Raw genomic sequence first — 19,254 nt, forward strand, 5'->3', positions numbered from 1 at the left:
CCACCTTAACTTCGCCAGCGAAACCCATCTTATCCACGAATGGACGATCCGATGATCAAATTCTATTTTCACCCCTCCCCGAACCCCGCCAAAGTCGCCCTGCTGCTGGAAGAGCTGGGCGTTGCCTATGACGCGGTTCCCGTGGACACCCGCAAAGGCGAGCAGTTCACGCCAGAATTCCTAGCGATCAACCCCAACGGCAAGACGCCCGCCATGACCGATGGCGACGCCAAACTGTTCGATAGCACCGCGATCTTGATGTATCTGGCCAATAAAGAGGGTAAATTCCTGCCCGAAAACACACCAGAGGCGCAGGCGCAGTACCTGTCGTGGATGATGTTCGTCGCCAGTGGCATCGGCCCCTATTCGGGCCAAAGCGTGCACTTCAAGCACTTCGCGCCAGAGCCAAAAGACTATGCCGTCAACCGTTACGGCTATGAGGCAGAGCGTCACTGGGGCCTGATTGACCAGCGCCTTTCGGAAGGTCCCTATATGATGGGCGACACCTATACCGTTCTGGACATGGCCGTCTGGGGCTGGGCGCGCGCTGTGCCGTTTATCCTTGGCGCTGACGCATGGGAAAATCTGCCCAACCTCAAGCGGTTGCTGGACGAAATTAATGCACGTCCCGCCGCAAAGGCCGCAGAGGCGATGTTCGCCAGCCATACCTTTAAAAAAGAGATGGACGACGATGCGAAGGCGATGATGTTCCCGCAGAACAAGCGCCTCGCGTAACGCGATTGCGATGGGTCCGGCGCGATATGCGCCGGACCTTGCCGACTTGGACAGCGCTGCCGATTGCTGCCGCGATCAAGACTTTGCAGCGAACCCCTTTTTATATGCAGCATGCGCCAATTCGCCTTTCGGGTGGAAATGGCACAGCGTGCGGGGTCGATTTTAACACAATCTAAAGTATTACTGGACTCCGTTTGGGCGGCGGCGTTCAATTTCACTTTAACGTCACCAGACAATCGTCTGTTTTCAATTTATTTTACGTCGATATTTTTAGGTGTGTCATCATTTCCAATCTTACGCGTCTTACCATTGCCGCCCTGTCCCTGGTCTGCGCAATGTGCCAACCCGCCCGATCCGAGACGCAGAAATCTGCGATCCAACTGACGATCAACGACGGCATGTCGCAAAGCACCGTCAATGACATCCTTCAGGCCGACGATGGCCGGATGTGGTTTGCGACGGGCGACGGGCTAAGCCTGTATGACGGGGAAAGTTTTCAATACGTCTATCGCGCCCAGCCGGACGCGCCGGGACTGGCGAACAATTACACCTTTGCGCTGGCGCAGGATACTAACGGGCTGATCTGGGTGGGCACCTTGGGCGGCGGAATCACGGTGTTTGACCAACAGGTGAACCCCGTGGCCAGCCTGCGCGCTGCCAGTGGTCTATTTGCCTCGGACGAGGTTTTCGACCTTGCCCCCGGCCCCGACGGCACGATGTGGATCGCCCATGGCCGCGGCGTGACGCAGTTGCGTCTGGACGATGGTACCTTTACCCAGCCCGGCGGCGCGCAGCCTGCGGACATCGACACCGACTATATCCGCAGCCTTGTGGTCAGTGCAGATGGCGGCGTTTACATCGGCACCGGCAGCGCAGGGCTTTATCACTTTGATCCGGCAAGCGGGCAGCTTACCCATTGGGATGACAGCAATAGCGCGCTGACCGGATTGACCGTACTTGATGTGCTGATCGACACCGACGGCCTTGTCTGGATCGCGACAGAGGACGCGGGACTGCACCGTCTAACGCCTGATACAGGCGTCATCGACCAGCCACTTGCCATCCCCGATGACGACGTCGAAGCCCTTGCGCAGGGGCAAGACGGGCGGCTGTGGATTGGCACATGGTCAAACGGCATTTTCGTCTATGACCCCGCCACCGGCGTCATGGAAAACTACCGCAGCCGCCGCGGCGTGCGCCAGCGCATCAGCTCTGACACTATCGTCGCGCTGACGCCCGGCAATCTGGGGCGCATGTGGATTGGCACCTATGACAACGGCGTCAGCAGCGTGTCCCAGTCCCCCGACCTGTTCGAAACCTACTACCCCCAAGACAGCGGCGTCATCTGGGCGCTGGCCGACGCAGGCCGAAGCGGGCTCTGGATCGGCGGCAAGGATGGCCTTTTGCGCCTTAACCGGAACCTACAGGATCTGACCATCGTCGATCTAGACAAAGACCTTGGCCCCGGCCCCCACGATGTCCGCGCGATCCTGTCAGAGCCGTCGGGCGTCATCATCGCCGTGCGCGACCATGGCCTGCAGCGGCGCAAAGCGGGTCAGCTGACGTGGTCCCGCTTGACCGCACCGGATGGCACGCCCGTTGCGGGTGATGCCTTTATCCGGCTGCTGCTGCGCGCGGCGGATGGCACCTTGTGGATCGGCACGCATACCGGGGTGTTTCACGTTGGCGCCGATGGCACGCAGCTTGCGCATTGCGTCGAAGGCGACGGGCCACGCGATCTGCCCCATAACCGCACGCGAAGCCTGTATCAGGGGCCGGACGGCACGATCTGGATTGGCACCAGCGGCGGGCTAAGCCGTTGGAACGCGGACACTGGCGATTTCACCACCGTATCCGGCCTTGATGTGTTGCCCGACAACGACGTGCGCGCGGTCTGGCAGGGCGCGCCGGGCGATCCGCTGTATGTTGGCACGCAAGGCGGGATCGTTCTGCTGGATAGCGATATGGCCCCCATCCGGCAGATCGGCCGGGCGAATGGTCTGCCGAACGAGACGATTTACAAGATGCTGCCGGGCAGCCTTGGTGATCTGTGGCTGACCACGAACAACGGTCTGGCGCGGCTTGATCTGGCGACGGACCAGATCGACGTATTCCGCGCCTCTGACGGGCTGCAAGGCGCAGAGTTCAACTTTAACGCCGGCACCGTGCTGGACGACGGGTCCATCGCGGTGGGCGGGATCGACGGGTTTTCCCTGTTCGACCCCCGCGAAATTTATGCAGAGCGCAGCGCGCCGCGCGTGTCGGCCGTGTGGGATCAGCAGCCGACGACCCCAATTATCGCCCCCTTTGGCATCGCAATCGATCTGTCCGTTATCCAATATGACAAGCCGGGTGATAACGCCCTGCGCTGGCGGCTGCTGCCGGATCAGACCGATTGGACGACAGCCAGCGGCGTGCGGCACCGGATCAATTACCAACTGCTCAAGGCTGGCGATTACCAGCTGGAATATCAGGGCATATCCTCTGCAGGGGTCGCATCGGCCCCCGTTGCGGTTGCCTTTCAGGTCATGCCGCCCTTTACGCAGCGCTGGTGGGCGTGGCTTTGCTATGCCGCGATTGCCGCTGGCGGGCTTGTGGCCGTGTCCCGTCTGCGCACGCGGCAAGTCCGGGCGCGCAACCGCAGTCTAGAGCAGATCGTCGCCGCAAAAACCGCCGAACTGGCGCAGCAAAATGCCAAGCTGGCCTGCGTCGCGCGGGACCGGGCGGCGTTTTATGCGCGCACCGTGCATGAAATCCGCACGCCCCTGTCGCTGATCAGCGCGCCGCTGGACCACGCCTTGCGCCTGCCGGACCTGCCCGCCGAGGCCCGGCGCCTGATCAACCTTGTGATCCGCGCCGCCGCCCGCATGACCATGCTAACCCAGCAAATGGCTGATACCGCCGCCGCCCCCGAAGGGCTGGGCGGTGGCCGCGCGACCCTTGATCTGGCGTCTTTTGTGCAACCTATTGTCGATTTCTACCACGAGATGGCGCAAGAGCGCGGCTTGATCTGGTCTGCGACAACGCCGCTCAGCGGGGCTGCGACCCTTGATCCCAGCGCCTGCGATGCCTTGCTGCACAACCTGTTGTCCAACGCCGTGCGCCACACGCCTGCGGGCGGCACCGTCGCCGTGCAGATCACCGCACAGGCGCAAGATCTGACCATTCGCGTCACCAACACCGCGCCGTTGCCACAGCACCTTGCGGACCGGTTGATCGCGCGCAGCCTTGAGGTCGAGCCATCAAAAGGCTTGGATATCATTGCGCAATCCGTTCTGCAGTTGCAGGGCGAGCTGAGTGTTAACACCGGCCCACAGACGACACTTCAGGTCGTGATCCCCTGCGATGCGACCCTTGCGCCGCAAACCTTGCCCTTGGCGCAGGACGATGGACCCGCTGTGGCACCGCTGTCCAAGGCGGCGCAGGACGATGCCCCCACCATCCTGATCGTCGAAGACGACAGCGATCTGCGCGGCTTTTTGGCGGACCTTCTGGCCGAGGTGGGCCAGATCCGCGCCGTCGGATCACTTGCCGCTGCGCGCAGGGCGCTGGACCGGCACCCGGTACAACTGGTGCTATGCGATGTGATGCTGCCCGATGGGCGGGCCTTTGATTTTGGCAAATCGCTAAAGTCCGACAAGGCCACCGCCCATATCGGTCTGATCTTTCTGACCGCCTTGCAGGACACCGCCGCCCGCCGCGCGGCGCAGGATGCTTGGGCGGATGATTACCTGACCAAGCCCTTTGACCCGCAAGATGTGCTGCGCAAGGTGCAGCTACGGCTGCGCGCAGCAGAGCGGGTGCAGAACTATGTCGTCGACCATCTGATGCCGGACCCCGGCGCGCCCGCGCCTGCGCTGCAACCGGACCTTGCACCGTTTGATCGGCAGTTGCTGGACCGGCTGGATGTGTTTTTTGAAGGCGCTCTTGCGAACCCTGATGCGCGGATCGAGGATGCGGCAACGGCTTGCGGTGTCAGCACGCGGGTCTTGCAGCGCAAGATCGATGCGCTGTGCCCGCAGCCGTTCAATACGCTGCTGTCGGACCGCCGGATGCAGCACGCAGGCGATCTGTTGCAGCAGGGCCGCCAAAGCGTCACCGATGTCGCAAGCGCCTGCGGTTATCGCAACTTGTCCAGCTTTTCGCGGCGGTTCAAAGCGTTTCATGGCCAGTCCCCGCGCGACTATGCAGCGGCGCAAACATCCGTCCGGACGGGCTAATTGCTTTGCCGGCGGCCTAAATAGCGGTCGAACCCTGTGCCAAACAGCCGTCTTGTTGTGCAGGCCGCGCCAATTGCGCCGAAGCCATGCCATCCCCGGTTGAGCCAGCATGACGCAGACGGCAAGGATAAGGCGCGGATTATTGATCTCCGCTGAGGTGGTGGACTTTTAGGGCGACCCCCGATGATACGTCACGTTTTTTGACCGGTATCCATTCAACTACAATTTAATGCGTCCACCCCGCTCCTCGCTGCGTTCGCGCGGTGCCGGATAACAAACGACGGCACCGCGCAAACGCGCGGTGCCGTATGCGCGTCAGTGCTTATGCGCCAAAGCGCCAACCACAATCACCACCAGCGCAAGGGGCAGCAACAGGCTGGCCGCATCCATGCCGCCGCGGGCGGGGGCAGGTTGGGCGTACTGGGCGGCGCGCGGCGCTGGGGCTTGCTGGGCATAGGACGCCACCGGGGCGGCCAGCGACAGCGTGGCTGCCAGTATGGTCAGAGATTTGCGAAACATAGTCTTTATCCTTTTGGTGTCTGGATGGCCTGCACATCGCGCAGGCCGTTTTAACAGTCTGATCTAATTGCGCGGCGGCGGGGCCTTGCGCATCTGCTCCATCGCGGCGTCGATAAGTGCGGGGGTCAGCGACGGGTTCTGCACCATCAGACAATCGACAAGGGCCGCGCGATCAGCCTGTGATGGTTCGGTGCCCGGCTCGGGCCGTGGCCCCATGCAGCTTTGCATCTGGGGCGGCGTCAGGTCCAAGGCTTCGGCCACGGCGTCCATCGGGTTCGGCCCCTGCCCTTTAGGACCTTGGCCCTCTGCGCCTTGGGCCATCGCGCCCGATGTCGTCACTGCCGCCGCACTAAGCAGCGTGATAGCGGCGACAAAGGCGAATGACAGCGCGGTCGGGCCTTTGCCTGCGGACGTCATTGTGCCGCGCTGACTGCTTGCGCGTTTATTGATCTTGGGAAACATCATCTTCTCCTGTTTTGGCGCAAATCGCGCCGTCGCCTGATCCTTTTGCGCTAAGTTTGAGGAGCGGATTTGCAGTGAATATGCACCCAGCGTGCAGGGTGCGAAAAAAGTGAAAAGTCTGCCAATTTCACACGCTGCGGTGTGATGGCGCGCGGCATCCGTCATGACCTGCAGTTGCAAACCAAGTTTCGCGGCTGCCGTTTTTGTCAGCATCGCGCCTGCGCTCGCGGCATATCAGGCAAATTTGCGCCGATGGCCCCCATGGGGCGGGGAACATCCCCATCAGCCACACGTTACCGCAGCATAATCACATGACTGCCATCAGGAGAATTCAAATGCCGATCTTGGACACCGTTGTCTTTCCAGTCGCCGGACGGGGCACACGGCTTTTGCCGCTGACCAAATCGGTCCCAAAAGAACTGCTGCCCGTCTATGACAAGCCCATCCTGCAATTCGCGGTTGAAGAGGCGATCAAGGCCGGGGCAAAGCGGCTTGTGTTCGTCACCCATGCCTCAAAGCCTGCGATCGGGGATTATTTGCAGCCGGACAGCGCGCTCAAGGACGTGTTGGAAAGTGACGGCAAGGTCGAATTGGCCCGCGCGCTGGATGAAATCACGCTGGGCAGCGGTGTCGAGGTGATCTTTGTCGAACAGGACGAGCCGCTGGGTCTGGGTCACGCGGTGCTGATGGCCGCAGACCATGTGCGCGGCGATGCCTTTGGTGTGATCCTGCCGGACGATGTGATCCTTGGCCAACCTTGCCTGCCGGAAATGGCGCAGGCGTATACCGGCGGCCACATGATTGCCGCGATGGATGTGGACCGCGCAGACGTTAAGAAATACGGCATATTCCGCCCAACCGCCGACGCGTCCATCGGCAAGATCGTGCAAGCGTCGGAACTGGTGGAAAAGCCAAGCCCCGAAGTCGCCCCGTCGCAACTGGCCGCTGTGGGCCGCTATATCCTAGACAGCCGCATCTTTGACGCGCTGCGCAATCTGGAACCCGGCGCGGGCGGTGAATATCAGCTGACCGACGCGATTGCAGCCGATGCGCCAGCGTTCGGGCTGGCGGGCTTTCGCTTTTCCGGCGCGCGCCACGACTGCGGATCGCATGCCGGATTGCTGGGCGCGGCGAATGCCCGCGCCACGGAACTGACCTGCGCCGTGGCGGCCGAATGACGGATGACATCGACGCAATAGCGCGCGAAGGGACCACTGATATTTATCTGATGCTCGACTTTGACGGCACGCTGATTGATCTGGCCCCGACGCCGGATGGCATTCACGTGCCCGCCCGCCTGCACGGCTTGCTGGCGGGCCTGCATGCCAAACTGGATGGGCGGCTGTGTCTGGTGTCGGGCCGCGAAGTCGCGGTGCTGGAACACTTTTTGCCGGATTTCCCCGGCGACATCTTTGGGGCCCACGGGGCAGAGGCGCGGCGGGGCGGCACCCTGTCGCGTCACCCGCTGGTCGGCAGCCCGGTGGTCGCCAGCGTGCAAAGCCAAGCGCAAGACGCGGTGGCGCAGATGCACGGCGTGACGCTGGAAACAAAAGACACCGGCGCTGTCATCCACTACCGCGCTGTCCCGCAAGCCGAAGGCGCGGCCCGCGCGGCGGCTGAAACCATTGCGGCTGCCGCGCCGGGCATGGAAATGCACACCTCTAAAATGGCGTTCGAAATCAGGCCATCGGACGCCAGCAAGGCCGGCGCAGTGCACGCCATCATCGCAGAGCAGCCCAGCGGCATCCGCCCCGTCGTGATCGGCGATGACGTCACGGATGAAGAGGCGATGGTGGTGGCCAACGCCGCGGGCGGTTTCGCTGTGCGCGTCGGCGGCGGCGACACCTGCGCCGCCTACCGCCTGCCGGACCCGGCGGCGGTGCTGGCCTTGCTTGAATCCTGGCTATCGGAGGAAACATTATGACTGGTCGTCTTGTCGTCGTCTCGAACCGGGTGCCATCGGACGGGCCGCCCTCTGGCGGGCTTGTTGTTGCGTTGCATGATTGCCTGCATGAAAATGGCGGCGTGTGGTACGGCACCTCTGGCCAGATCAACGATGCACCCAGCGACGGGTTCAGCGATGTGGCGGGTGACGGCTATGACATGCGCACCTTTGATCTGACGCAGGCCGAACACGACGGCTATTACCTTGGCTACGCCAACTCTGTCCTGTGGCCGCTGTGTCACCGCCGCGCCGATTTGATGGCGCTCAGCACGGGCGATTTTGAAACCTACATCGCTGTGAACCGCCGCCTTGCCAAAATGATGGCCCGCGAATTGCGGCCCGACGATCAGGTCTGGATTCATGACTACCATTTCCTGCCCCTTGCCGCCTGCCTGCGCGAACTGGGCGTGACCGCGACCATCGGCTTTTTCCACCACATTCCGTTTCCGGCGGTGCATGACCTGCTGGCCCTGCCCCAGCACCACATATTCCCGCAATGGATCGCCAGCTTTGACCTTGTCGGGCTGCAAACCCAGCGCGACGTCGCAGCCGCGCTCGAGATGTATCGGTCCCTTGTCGGGGCAGAGCAGCTGCGCGACGGGTCGCTGCAATACCGGGGCCGGAACTTTGAAATCCGCAGTTTTCCCATCGGGATCGACGTGGATGCCTTTGCCAAAGAGGCAGGGCGCCGCGATGGCCGCGCCTTGCTCAACCTTGCCACAGACGAACGGCTGGTGATCGGTGTGGACCGGCTGGATTATTCCAAGGGACTCGACAATCGGCTAAGCGCCTTTGGCCAGTACCTAGAGGCCCGCGAAGACGGCGATCCGCGCGCATCCTTGCTGCAAATCGCCCCGCCCACGAGGGAAGCCGTGACCGCCTATCAGAACATCCGGTCAGAGATGGAGCGGATTTCCGGCAAGGTGAACGGGCTGCATTCCGATCTGGACTGGACCCCGATCCGTTATATCCACCGCGGCATCCCCCGCGATACGCTGGCGGCGCTGTACCGGGCGGCCGATGTCGGCTTTGTCACGCCCTTTGCCGATGGCATGAACCTTGTGGCCAAGGAATATGTCGCAGCCCAATCACACGAAGACCCCGGCGTGCTAATCCTATCGCAGTTCGCTGGCGCGGCAGAACAGATGACGTCGGCCCTGATCGTGAACCCCTATGACATCGGCGAAATGGCCGCCGCGCTGCGTACGGCCCTGTCGATGCCCCTGGCAGAGCGGCGCGAACGGCATGAAGCCCTGTTCAAAGTCGTGCAGCGCGATGACATTGGGCACTGGACGGATAGCTATCTGGCAGCCATGGCCCGCATTGCGCATAAACCGCTGGTGGCAGAGGCGGTCTGATCCGGCGGGGCAGCGTATAACGGCCCCAGCTTGACGCGCCGTCAATGCGCTGTGCTGCATGCGATCCCCTCTATTCAATCGCCTGCGACACTTTTACACTAGGGGTTGCGACCTCTGGGCAAGTCCATCGGCTGAGGCGTATTTGTTTTTGGAAAGTGCGCGCCATGATCGAGTCCAGTGCCCCTAACGAGTCCTTTGATGCTAAGTCTGCACCAAAAGACAGCGGACATGCCCCTGCGTTTTTGGGCGGCGGCGAGCTGGGTCAGCGCATGTGCGCGTTCGACTGGCAGACCACGCCGCTTGGCGCGCCGTCAACCTGGCCCACCGCGCTAACCACACTGGTCGAGGTGATGCTGCAATCCCGCCAACCCATGTTTCTGGCATGGGGCGACGCGCGCACAATGCTTTACAACGACGCCTATGCGACCGTGCTGGGTGCACGCCACCCCGACGCGCTAGGGCGGCCGTTTTTCGACGTTTGGCACGATATTATCGACGTGGTGAAGCCGATCATGGACAAGGCCTTTGCGGGCGAAAGCACGCATATGGACGATCTGATGCTGCTGATCCACCGACACGGTTATCCCGAAGAAGCGCACTTTGCCTTTTCCTACACGCCTGTGCGAGGCGGCAGCGGCACCGTTATGGGCATGTTCTGCGCCTGCACCGAAACCACCAAAGAGGTGATGGCCCGCCGCCGCGAAATCGCCGAAAGCGAGCGGCTGGAAAATATGTTCGCGATGGCCCCCAGCTTTATGGCGATCCTGCGCGGGCCGCGCCACATCTTTGAATCGACCAACGCCGCCTATAACCGCCTGATCGGACGCGATGACATCATCGGACGGTCGGTCAGAGAGGCCCTGCCCGATATCGCGGGGCAAGGCTTTTTTGAAATTCTGGACGAGGTCTATGCGACCGGTCAGCCGTTCGTGAACCAAGACGCCAAGGTCACCTTTCAGACGTCGGAAGACAGCGCGCCGACGGACCGGTACGTGTCGTTCATCTTTCAGCCCATCAAGGGCGATGACGGCGAAGTCACTGGCGTGTTCATTGACGGGCACGACGTGACCGAGCGGATGATCAGCCAAGGCGCGCTGACCGAAAGCGAAACCCGCTTTCGCGAAATGGCAGATAACGCGCCGAACTTTATCTGGATGACAGAGCCGTCGGGCGGTTGCACCTATGTCAACCAGCGCTGGCATAGCTTTACCGGGCAAACCGCGCAGGACGTGTGCGGCAATGGCTGGCTGGATGCCGTCCACCCCGATGATCTAGAAGAGGTGCGCCTTGCCCTGCAACAAGCCCACGTCGATCATGATGTATTCGAGCTGGAATACCGTCTGCGCCAAGAGGACGGCACTTATGTCTGGACGCTGAACACCGCCCAGCCCCGCTTTACCACGGACGGCACCTTTGTCGGCCTGCTGGGATCGGGATTGGATATTGACGAGCGCAAAGACTTTGAAGAGCGTCAGGCCCTGATGGTCAGAGAGCTGCACCACCGCGTCAAGAACACGCTGGCGACGGTGCAGGCGATCATCGGCTTTACGCTGCGCACCTCGACCGACATGGAAAGTTTCCGCACCGGTGTCAGTAACCGCATCGCGTCGCTGGCGCGCAGCCACAGTTCGCTCACCGACGCCGAATGGCAGGGCATGGACCTGCGCGCCGTGCTGCGGTCCGAACTGGAACCTTATGACAACGGCAAGCGTCTGATCCTGAAAGGGCCGCGCGTCTTTCTATCCTCCGACACCGTCGTGCCGCTGACCATGGCGGTGCACGAGCTGACGACGAACGCCGTCAAATACGGCGCGCTGTCCAACGAGGATGGCCAGATCGAAGTGCGCTGGTCCGTCACCATCGGGCCAGAGGGCGAACACCTGACCCTTGATTGGCGCGAAATCGGCGGCCCTGAAGTTTGCCCGCCCACGCGCACAGGCTTTGGCACGACCTTGCTGGAACGCCTTCTTGGCGGCCAGCTAAACGGGTCAGCCACGATGAATTACCCCGCGCAGGGGGTCGAGGTTCAAATCAAAGCGCAACTTCGTGATGCAAAAGTCGGAACGAAACCTTGATGGCACGCGTTCCGACATGATTCAAAAATTCAGGACATTCATGCAATGACATATCGTCATATCAAAGGCGCGACTGTGCTTGTTGCCGAAGACAACATGCTTGTCGCGCTGAACATCGCCCTCGCCCTAGAGGACCGAGAGGCCCGCGTGCTGGGCCCCTGCGCCCGCGTCAGCGAGGCGCTGCAGATGATCGAGGGCGCAAACATCGCCGGTGCGATCCTAGACGTCGACCTGATCGACGGGCCAGTGACACCGCTGGCACAAGCCTTGATCGCCAAGGGCTTGCCCATCGTATTCTGCACAGGGGTCGGATTGCCAGCAGAGCTCAAGGCGCTGATCCCGAACGCTGAAGTGTTCCTAAAACCGACAGAGCCAGAACGGCTGATCGACAAGCTGAACCAGATGATCAGTTCCAGAATGCAGGCGTCTAGCTAACGCCGTTTTCGCCCCGCAGGCAGCACAAACGCCTGCGCAACCTTGCCAAATAAGCGCGTGTCGCGGGCGTTGTCGCTTTACTCGTCGCCATCCGCGTAAAGGTGTATAACCGCCGCCTCTTTCACACCGCCAATATGCGTAAACGCCGCGCCCGCTTTTGCGAAGTCGGTAATCTTGAGCTTTGGAAATACGAAATACTTTTCCGCCACGTTTTCTTGCTGCGCGCAGTAGATGACGCGGGTGATCCCGGCAAAGCGCATGGCTGACAGGCACATCTCGCAGGGTTGCAGGGATGATATCAGGGTGCATTCCGACAACTGCTTGCGATCCAGCCGCTGCGTGACGGCGGCCAGCACAACCATTTCGGCATGCTTGGTCGGATCGGTCAGGGCATTGACCTCGTTCTCTCCGATTTCCAGAATTTGATCGCCGCTGACAATTGCGGCGGCAATTCCATTGCGGTCATCCGCTTTGGACGCATCCAATGCCCGGTCAATGACACCTTGAATGGCCTCGCGCTCAGTTTTCGATAAACGGGTGTCATTTTCCAGATCGGACATGTGCAATCTCCTTTAGCGATCTAATTAGTGCGCCAAGGGGACAGTCCACCGCAAAAGGATAAAATATATGCCCGCGTTAAAATCAATTCTGGAAACAGCGATCTATGTCGACGACTTGGGCCGCGCCTGCGCGTTTTACGAAGACATCATGGGGCTGCGGCCGCTTAAGAAAACAGACCGCCTTTGCGCCTACGGCGTGAACGAACGCAGCGTTTTGCTGATCTTTTTGCGCGGCGGCACGGCGCAGGGTGCCACGGCCGATGGCGGAAACGAGATCCCGCCGCATGACGCGACGGGGCAGATCCACTTTGCCTTCGAAGCCACGCACGCGGCCTTTGCCGAATGGGACGATCATCTGACCGCACGCGGGGTCGACATCCTAAGCCGGACAAGCTGGATGCGCGGCGGCAAAAGCCTGTATTTCCGCGACCCGGACGGAAATCTGGTGGAGATTGCGGCCTCTCCGGGTCTATGGCCGATGGAAGGCACTACGGCCTAAACGGGCGGGGACGGCCCCGCCCGCTATTGTCAGGCGACCTGCTCGGCTTCCAGCACTTCGGCGAAACTTTGAAAGAACTTCGCGGCCAGTTTTTTGGCCGTGCTTTGGATCAGGCGGCTGCCCAGCTGCGCCAACTTGCCGCCGATTTCGGCCTTGGCGTCATAGGTCAGGACCGTGGTGTCGCCGTCCGCCACCAGCGTGACATCCGCGCCGCCCTTAGCATGGCCAGCAGCGCCGCCATTGCCTTGACCCGTCAGGGAAAACGCATGCGGCGCGCCGCTTTTGTCGAGCTGCACATTACCGCTAAAGCGGGCTTTTACCGGACCGATCTTGAGCACGATCTTGGCCTCAAGCTCGGTATCCGAATGCTGGATCAGCTCTTCGCAGCCGGGGATGCATTGGCGCAGGATTTCGGGATCATTCAAGGCGGCATAGACCCGATCCAGCGGGGCATTGATGATAATGGCGTCTTTCAGTTCCATGGATATCTCTTTCTAACAGCAGGGAAATTTTACGGTGGATAGCGTCTCGGCCTGCTCTGGGGTCAGGGCCCATTTGCGGCGCAGCGCAGCAAAGACGTGGCGCAGTCGTGTCATGGTCATGTTCCTTTGGCGGGGGTCATTAGGATGCGGCGCTTTGAGCGGCCTGCGTTGAAATCTGGCGTTTGACTTCGGTCATCTGCGCAAGGATCGACAGGGCGATTTCTGCTGGCGTGACGGCCCCAATGTTCAGGCCCGCAGGTGCGTGCACGGCGGCGATTTGACCCGCTGGGATGTCCTGCGCGGCCAACTTCGCCGACAGCGTGGCGTACTTTTTGCCGCTGCCGACAAAGGCTACGTAGTCCGCGCCGCTGGTCAGAACGGCGGTCAGCGCGGCCAAATCCCCCTGCCCCTGCGTGGCAATCACGACATAGCGGGCGCGGCCCGGTGCGCGGTCTGGCAGGGGCGCATCGCTCGCGGCCTCTGTCACGGTCCAGCCGAAATGCGGTGCGAGGGCGGTCAGTTTCAGCGCCACCGGGGATGCGCCGATGACCCACAATTCAGGCTCTGGCAGATGCGGTTCGATAAAGATGTCGATGGTGCCCTTTGACGGGCAGCCGTTGCGGGCAAAGCGGACGCCGTCCTTGTCATCACCGGCATGCACGCCTTGGCGGGCAAGGTCCTCTTCCGGGGCGACAGAAATCAGTTGCGGCTGCCCGGTGGCATAGGCGCGCAGGGTCGCGGCCTTGATCGCGCCTTTCACGCAGCCACCCCCCAGCCAGCCGTCGATAATGGTGCCGTCACCGCGCAGCAGCGCCTTGGCGCCGGGTTTGGCGGCGGTGGTGCCAGCCGTGCGCACGATGGTGGCGATGGCAAAGACGTCTGTGCCGTCCTGCAGCCCGTGTTCCATGATCTGTTTGGGTGTCATAGCCGAGCCAATTCAGGTTCAAGGGCGGCCAGATCGCCCAGCGTGTTGGCCGCGCAAAACAGGTCAAGATGCGGTAAAGCCTGCGCCATGGCGCGCGCGGTGGGGGCGTAACCGTCCCAGCCTTTCAGCGGGTTCAGCCAGATAATCTTGCAGCCGCGCTTTTTCAGCCGCGCAAGCGCGTCCGAAATACCGTCCGGCGCGGCGGTGTCATAGCCGTCGGACAGGATCATCACGACGGTGCGGTTATCGACAAAGCGGCGGCCATATGTGCCCGCAAAGGTGTTCAGGCTATCGCCAATCTTGGACCCGCCCGCAAAGCCGTCCGCCAGCAGCGACAGCCGCGCAAGGGCGCGCAGGGCGTCCTTGTCGCGTAGCGCTTCGGTAATGCGGACCAGTTTGGTGTGAAACAAATAGGCGTCGGCGCGGGGATCAGCGCGCATCAGACCTGCCAGAAAAGCCAGAAAGATGCGCGAATAGACCGTCATGGACCCGGACACATCGCAGATCGCGGTGACGCGCAGTGTCCGGTCCGGGCGGTGGCGGCGCGGTAAGGCAAAGGGTTCGCCCCCCGTCGCTAAGCTTTGCCGGATCGCTTTGCGAAAATGGATCTGATCGCCTTTGCGCGCCGCAACCCGGCGGCGGGATTTGCGATCGCGCATCGCCGCGCCAAGGCGCAGCGCGATCTTTTCAGCCTCTGCGATGTCGTCAGGGCGTACGATGTCGCGCAGGTCTTTTTTGAATAGGTTCGCGATGTCGGTGGCGACCAGCTTGCCCTCGCCGTTCGCGTCCGCCTCTCCTGTCCCGCCGTCCGGCGCGCTGATATCGCCAGCGCCATCGCTGGGATCGCCCGCCGCGTTCGCCTCGCGGGTTGAATGGGCGTGCTCGTTCGGGGCGTTTGGCGCGGTGGGTGTGATGCGGGTTTTCACCCGCCCGCCGTTCATCCAATAGCTGTCGAACAGCCCGTCGAACTGGGCGGCTTCTTCGGTACATCCGGTAAAGACGGATTTCAGGGCACGCCGCGCCTCGCTTGGGTTGGCGGCATTGACGTGGCACAGCGCCTCTATCGCTAATGCCGTCTCTCCGACGCCAAGGCGCAGGCCGTGATCGCGCAGGTGCCGGGCAAAGCCGGTCATGCGCGCAGCTGGCCCCGGATCGCGGGCGGCGAATTTGGTCACAAGGGTCATGCCGCTTTCCCGGCCAGACGCTGGGCGATTTCGGTTGGGATCGCGTCCCGGTCCATCTGCGTTTTCAGCAAGGTCGCCAGTGACGCCTGCAAGATCGCAGGATCATCGGTCAGGTCCGCGACGCCAAGCCCCATCAGGGCGGCGGCGAAGTCGAGCATTTCGGCAATGCCGGGCTTCTTTTCCAGCTCTTGTTTGCGCAAGGATTGCACGAAGCCGACAATCTGGGCGCACAGGCGGTCAGTGATTTCGGGATAGCGCGTGACCAGAATGGACAGCTCTGTTTCCAGATCGGGGTATGGGACATGGGCGTAAAGGCACCGGCGGCGCAGTGCATCGCTGAGGTCGCGGGTGCCGTTGGCGGTCAGGATCACCATGGGGCGGGTCGTCGCGGTGATCGTGCCCATTTCTGGGATGGTGATTTGGAACTCCGACAGGATTTCCAGCAGATAAGCCTCGAATTCCTCATCCGCGCGGTCGATTTCGTCGATCAGCAGTACAGGCGCTTTGGTCTGGCGTATCGCCTTAAGCAAGGGCCGTTCCAGCAGAAATTCGTCGGAAAAGATGCGCGCCTCAACCTGCCGCCCCGTCTCTCCATCCTCGGATGCCGCACGGATCGCAAGCAGTTGGCGCTGGTAGTTCCATTCATAGATTGCCTGCGCCGCGTCCAAGCCTTCGTAGCATTGCAGCCGGATCAACTGCGTGTCCTGCACGGCGGCCAGCACACGGGCGACTTCGGTCTTGCCGACGCCTGCGGCCCCTTCCAGCAGCAAAGGCCGCCCCAGCTGCAGCGACAGATGCAGCGCCATCGCCAGATCGCCAGAGGCAATATACCCCTGTTCGGCCATGGCCGTTTGTAACGTCTTAAAGGTCATTGGATCCCCTCCCCAAGGTGCGGGCTGCAGGGTCTGCAGCCCGCGATGGGTCATTTAGTCGTGCATGCCAAGGTTCGCGGCTGTCTGCCAAATCCGCCAGTGGTCATGCGGCATGTTGGTGTGACGGTTACCGAACGGGCGGAACGCATCCTGCACCGCGTTGGAAAAGCACGGCACGCCGCCGACATGCGGGCTTTCGCCCACACCCTTTGCGCCGATCGGGTGATGCGGGCTGGGGGTGACGGTAAAGTCGGTTTCGTAGTTGGGCACTTCCCACGCGGTTGGCAGGAAGAAGTCCATCAGCGTACCGGTCTTGACGTTGCCGATGTCGTCATAGGCAATCTCTTGCCCCAGTGCGACGGCAAGGGCTTCGGTCAGGCCGCCGTGGATTTGGCCTTCGATCACCATCGGGTTGATCCGTGTGCCGCAGTCGTCCAGCGCGTAAAAGCGGCGGATTTCCGGCACACCGGTATCGACGTCGATATCCATGACGCAGACATAAGCGCCAAAGGGATAGGTCATGTTGGGCGGATCGTAATAGCTGACCGCCTCTAGACCCGGCTCTAGCCCCGGAATGGCCTGATGATAGGACGCATAGGCGATTTCCTTCATCGTCTTGAACCGCTCTGGCGCGCCTTTGACGGCGAAGCGGTCCACGTCGAATTCCACGTCGTCGTCGTGAACTTCCAGCAGATAGGCCGCGATCATCTGCGCCTTGGCGCGGATTTTGCGCCCAGCCATCGCCGCCGCCGCACCCGCAACTGGGGTAGAGCGAGAGCCATAAGTGCCCAGACCGTAAGGCGCGGTGTCGGTGTCGCCTTCCTCGATCGTGATGCTATCGGCAGGCAGACCGATTTCGGACGCAAGGATCTGCGCAAATGTCGTCGCATGCCCCTGCCCCTGAGAGATCGTGCCAAGCCGCGCCGTGGCAGAGCCTGTCGGGTGGATGCGAATTTCGCAGCTGTCAAACATGCCCATGCCAAGGATATCGCAGTTCTTGACCGGACCTGCACCGACGATTTCGGTAAAGAACGACAGGCCAATCCCCATGATCTTGCGCGTCTCGCCGCGTTTGAACGCTGCGACCCGTTCTGCCTGCTCCGCACGCAGACCTTTGTAGTCGACGGCCAGCAGCGCCTTGTCCCACGCGGTTTGGTAATCGCCGGAGTCGTATTCCCAGCCCAGCGCCGCGGTATAGGGGAACTGCTCTTTCTTGATGAAGTTAATCGACCGCAGTTCTGCCGGATCCATGTTCAGCTCGATCGCCAAGACTTCGATCATCCGTTCGATGAAATACACAGCCTCGGTCACGCGGAAGGAACAGCGATACGACACGCCGCCCGGTGCCTTGTTGGTGTAGACGCCATCAACGCCCAGATAGGCGACGGGGATGTCATACGACCCGGTGCAGATGTTCATGAAACCGGCCGGGAACTTGGTCGGATCGGCGCAGGCGTCAAATGCGCCGTGGTCTGCGGTGACGTGGCAGTGCAGGCCTGTGATCTTACCCTCTTTCGTGGCGCTGATCTTGCCCTTCATCCAATAGTCGCGGGCAAAGGCGGTGGACATCAGGTTTTCCATCCGGTCCTCGACCCACTTCACGGGCACGCCGGTGACGATGGATGCGACGATGGAACAGACATAGCCCGGATAAACGCCGACCTTATTGCCAAAACCGCCACCGATGTCGGGGGACACGACGCGGATATTGTGCTCCTCGATGCCCGACAAAAGCGAGGCGACGGTGCGCACAACGTGCGGCGCTTGGAATGTGCCCCACAGCGTCAGCTTGCCGTTGACCTTGTCCATCGACGCAACAGAGCCGCAGGTTTCCAGCGGGCACGGGTGGGTGCGGTGGTAATACATCTCGGCTTCGGCGACGACTTCGGCGTTGTCGATCACCTGATTGGTGGCCTCTAACTCTCCGGCTTCCCATGTGAAGATATGGTTGGGATGCTTGCGCGGGCCATGGGCTCCGTTGGGGATAGAGCCGTCTGGAGCGATCAGATCCTCGCGCAGAACCACATCAGATTGCAGCGATTTGAACGGGTTGACGATGACTTCAAGCTCTTCGTACTCGACCTCGACCAGCTCTACCGCGTCCGCCGCGATGTAGCGGTCAGCGGCGACGACAAAGGCGACCTCTTGCCCTTGGAACAGCACTTTGCCATCGGCCAGCACCATCTGCTTGTCACCTGCCAGCGTCGGCATCCAGTGCAGGCCCAGCGGTTCCAGATCCTTGGCGGTCAGAACCGCCGTGACACCGGGCAGCGCCATCGCGGCGTCGATGTTGATCGATTTGATCCGCGCATGGGCATAGGGCGAGCGTACGAAATCGCCGTGCAGCATGCCGGGCAGCTTGATGTCGTCGACATAGTTACCCTTGCCTTGGGTAAAGCGGGCATCCTCGACGCGCTTGCGCGAACAGCCCAGACCTTTTAGGCCAGCGACCCGGTCCTCGCGTGTGACTTCGTCCTTCATTGTGCCGCCTCCTTAGCTGAATTCAGTTCCGAGGCTGCGGACAGAATGGATTTCACGATGTTCTGGTAGCCCGTGCATCGGCAGATGTTGCCAGCGATGCCAAAGCGGACCTCTTCTTCGGTCGGGTTCGGGTTTTCCTCTAGCAACTTGGCGGCGCGGGTAATCATCCCCGGCGTGCAAAAGCCGCACTGAAGCCCGTGATGTTCCTTAAAGTTTTCCTGTAGCACATGCAGCGCGTCCGGGCTGCCCAGACCTTCGATGGTGGTGATTTCCGCGCCATTAGCTTGCGCCACGAACATGGTGCAGGATTTCACGGATTTGCCGTTCAGCGTGACGGTGCAGGCGCCGCAATGGGACGTTTCGCAGCCGACGTGCGGGCCGGTGATGTTCAGCTTTTCACGCAGGGCGTAGATCAGCAATTCGCGTGGTTCGGCCAGAAACTCGTGGTCTGTGCCGTTCACGTTCAGTTTGACGTGCATCTTGTTTGACATGGGTGTGTTCC

Annotated in this window: 17 protein-coding genes; 8 read left to right on the forward strand and 9 right to left on the reverse strand. The window is 61.6% G+C overall.

Annotated features, from left to right (window positions below; all coding sequences use genetic code 11):
* Positions 1–51: 51 nt before the first annotated feature.
* Complete coding sequence (locus BM131_RS12220; RefSeq protein WP_090189859.1) at positions 52–735, forward strand: glutathione S-transferase family protein; 684 nt, start codon at positions 52–54, stop codon at positions 733–735.
* Between the two features lie 335 nt (positions 736–1,070).
* Complete coding sequence (locus tag BM131_RS12225; RefSeq protein WP_139222621.1) at positions 1,071–4,955, forward strand: hybrid sensor histidine kinase/response regulator transcription factor; 3,885 nt, start codon at positions 1,071–1,073, stop codon at positions 4,953–4,955.
* 315 nt (positions 4,956–5,270) lie between these two features.
* On the opposite strand, the gene BM131_RS12230 is transcribed toward BM131_RS12225, so the two are convergent.
* Both BM131_RS12230 and BM131_RS12235 read right to left on the reverse strand, forming a co-directional pair.
* Positions 5,271–5,474 carry a hypothetical protein gene (locus BM131_RS12230; protein WP_090189863.1) on the reverse strand — a complete coding sequence of 68 codons (204 nt, stop codon included), beginning with the start codon at positions 5,472–5,474 and terminating at the stop codon, positions 5,271–5,273.
* Between the two features lie 63 nt (positions 5,475–5,537).
* Complete coding sequence (locus BM131_RS12235) at positions 5,538–5,939, reverse strand: hypothetical protein (RefSeq protein WP_139222622.1); 402 nt, start codon at positions 5,937–5,939, stop codon at positions 5,538–5,540.
* A 332-nt stretch (positions 5,940–6,271) separates the two neighbouring features.
* On the opposite strand from BM131_RS12235, the gene BM131_RS12240 reads away from it, so the two are divergent.
* The 5 genes from BM131_RS12240 (at position 6,272) to BM131_RS12260 (ending at position 11,749) form a co-directional block, all read left to right on the forward strand.
* On the forward strand, positions 6,272–7,114 hold the full coding sequence (locus BM131_RS12240; protein WP_175499313.1) for a UTP--glucose-1-phosphate uridylyltransferase: 843 nt from the start codon (positions 6,272–6,274) through the stop codon (positions 7,112–7,114).
* The gene (gene otsB / locus BM131_RS12245) at positions 7,111–7,860 is read left to right on the forward strand and encodes a trehalose-phosphatase (protein WP_090189869.1); all 750 of its coding nucleotides are present in this window, start codon (positions 7,111–7,113) and stop codon (positions 7,858–7,860) included. The genes BM131_RS12240 and otsB overlap by 4 nt, the downstream gene beginning before the upstream one ends.
* Positions 7,857–9,239, forward strand: a complete 1,383-nt coding sequence (locus BM131_RS12250) for an alpha,alpha-trehalose-phosphate synthase (UDP-forming) (RefSeq protein WP_090189871.1) — start codon at positions 7,857–7,859, stop codon at positions 9,237–9,239. The genes otsB and BM131_RS12250 overlap by 4 nt, the downstream gene beginning before the upstream one ends.
* 164 nt (positions 9,240–9,403) lie before the next feature.
* Positions 9,404–11,314: a PAS domain-containing sensor histidine kinase gene (locus tag BM131_RS12255; RefSeq protein WP_175499315.1), complete on the forward strand. Its 1,911-nt coding sequence runs from the start codon at positions 9,404–9,406 to the stop codon at positions 11,312–11,314.
* 45 nt (positions 11,315–11,359) lie between these two features.
* Complete coding sequence (locus BM131_RS12260) at positions 11,360–11,749, forward strand: response regulator (protein ID WP_090189874.1); 390 nt, start codon at positions 11,360–11,362, stop codon at positions 11,747–11,749.
* Between the two features lie 77 nt (positions 11,750–11,826).
* Here BM131_RS12260 and BM131_RS12265 read toward each other — a convergent pair whose 3' ends face one another.
* A complete protein-coding gene (locus BM131_RS12265; RefSeq protein WP_090189875.1) occupies positions 11,827–12,309 on the reverse strand; it encodes a nucleoside deaminase in 483 nt (160 codons plus the stop codon).
* A 67-nt stretch (positions 12,310–12,376) separates the two neighbouring features.
* Between BM131_RS12265 and BM131_RS12270 the strand changes: the two genes are divergently transcribed.
* Positions 12,377–12,808, forward strand: a complete 432-nt coding sequence (locus tag BM131_RS12270; RefSeq protein WP_090189877.1) for a VOC family protein — start codon at positions 12,377–12,379, stop codon at positions 12,806–12,808.
* Positions 12,809–12,837: 29 nt separating this feature from the next.
* Here BM131_RS12270 and BM131_RS12275 read toward each other — a convergent pair whose 3' ends face one another.
* The 6 genes from BM131_RS12275 to BM131_RS12300 all read right to left on the reverse strand — a co-directional run bounded on the left by BM131_RS12275 (position 12,838) and on the right by BM131_RS12300 (position 19,243).
* On the reverse strand, positions 12,838–13,290 hold the full coding sequence (locus tag BM131_RS12275; RefSeq protein ID WP_090189878.1) for an SRPBCC family protein: 453 nt from the start codon (positions 13,288–13,290) through the stop codon (positions 12,838–12,840).
* Between the two features lie 139 nt (positions 13,291–13,429).
* On the reverse strand, positions 13,430–14,215 hold the full coding sequence (locus BM131_RS12280) for an XdhC family protein (RefSeq protein WP_090189880.1): 786 nt from the start codon (positions 14,213–14,215) through the stop codon (positions 13,430–13,432).
* A complete protein-coding gene (locus tag BM131_RS12285) occupies positions 14,212–15,399 on the reverse strand; it encodes a vWA domain-containing protein (RefSeq protein WP_090189882.1) in 1,188 nt (395 codons plus the stop codon). The genes BM131_RS12280 and BM131_RS12285 overlap by 4 nt, the downstream gene beginning before the upstream one ends.
* Entirely contained in the window at positions 15,396–16,271 is an 876-nt protein-coding gene (locus tag BM131_RS12290; protein ID WP_090189884.1) for an AAA family ATPase, read from the reverse strand. Before BM131_RS12290 ends, BM131_RS12285 begins: the two co-directional genes overlap by 4 nt.
* Before the next feature lie 54 nt (positions 16,272–16,325).
* Entirely contained in the window at positions 16,326–18,752 is a 2,427-nt protein-coding gene (locus BM131_RS12295; RefSeq protein ID WP_090189886.1) for an aerobic carbon-monoxide dehydrogenase large subunit, read from the reverse strand.
* Positions 18,749–19,243: a (2Fe-2S)-binding protein gene (locus tag BM131_RS12300; RefSeq protein ID WP_090189888.1), complete on the reverse strand. Its 495-nt coding sequence runs from the start codon at positions 19,241–19,243 to the stop codon at positions 18,749–18,751. Before BM131_RS12300 ends, BM131_RS12295 begins: the two co-directional genes overlap by 4 nt.
* Positions 19,244–19,254 lie beyond the last annotated feature (11 nt).

The sequence above is a fragment of the Loktanella salsilacus genome (genome assembly GCF_900114485.1).
In the GTDB taxonomy this organism is placed as follows: Bacteria; Pseudomonadota; Alphaproteobacteria; order Rhodobacterales; family Rhodobacteraceae; genus Loktanella; species Loktanella salsilacus.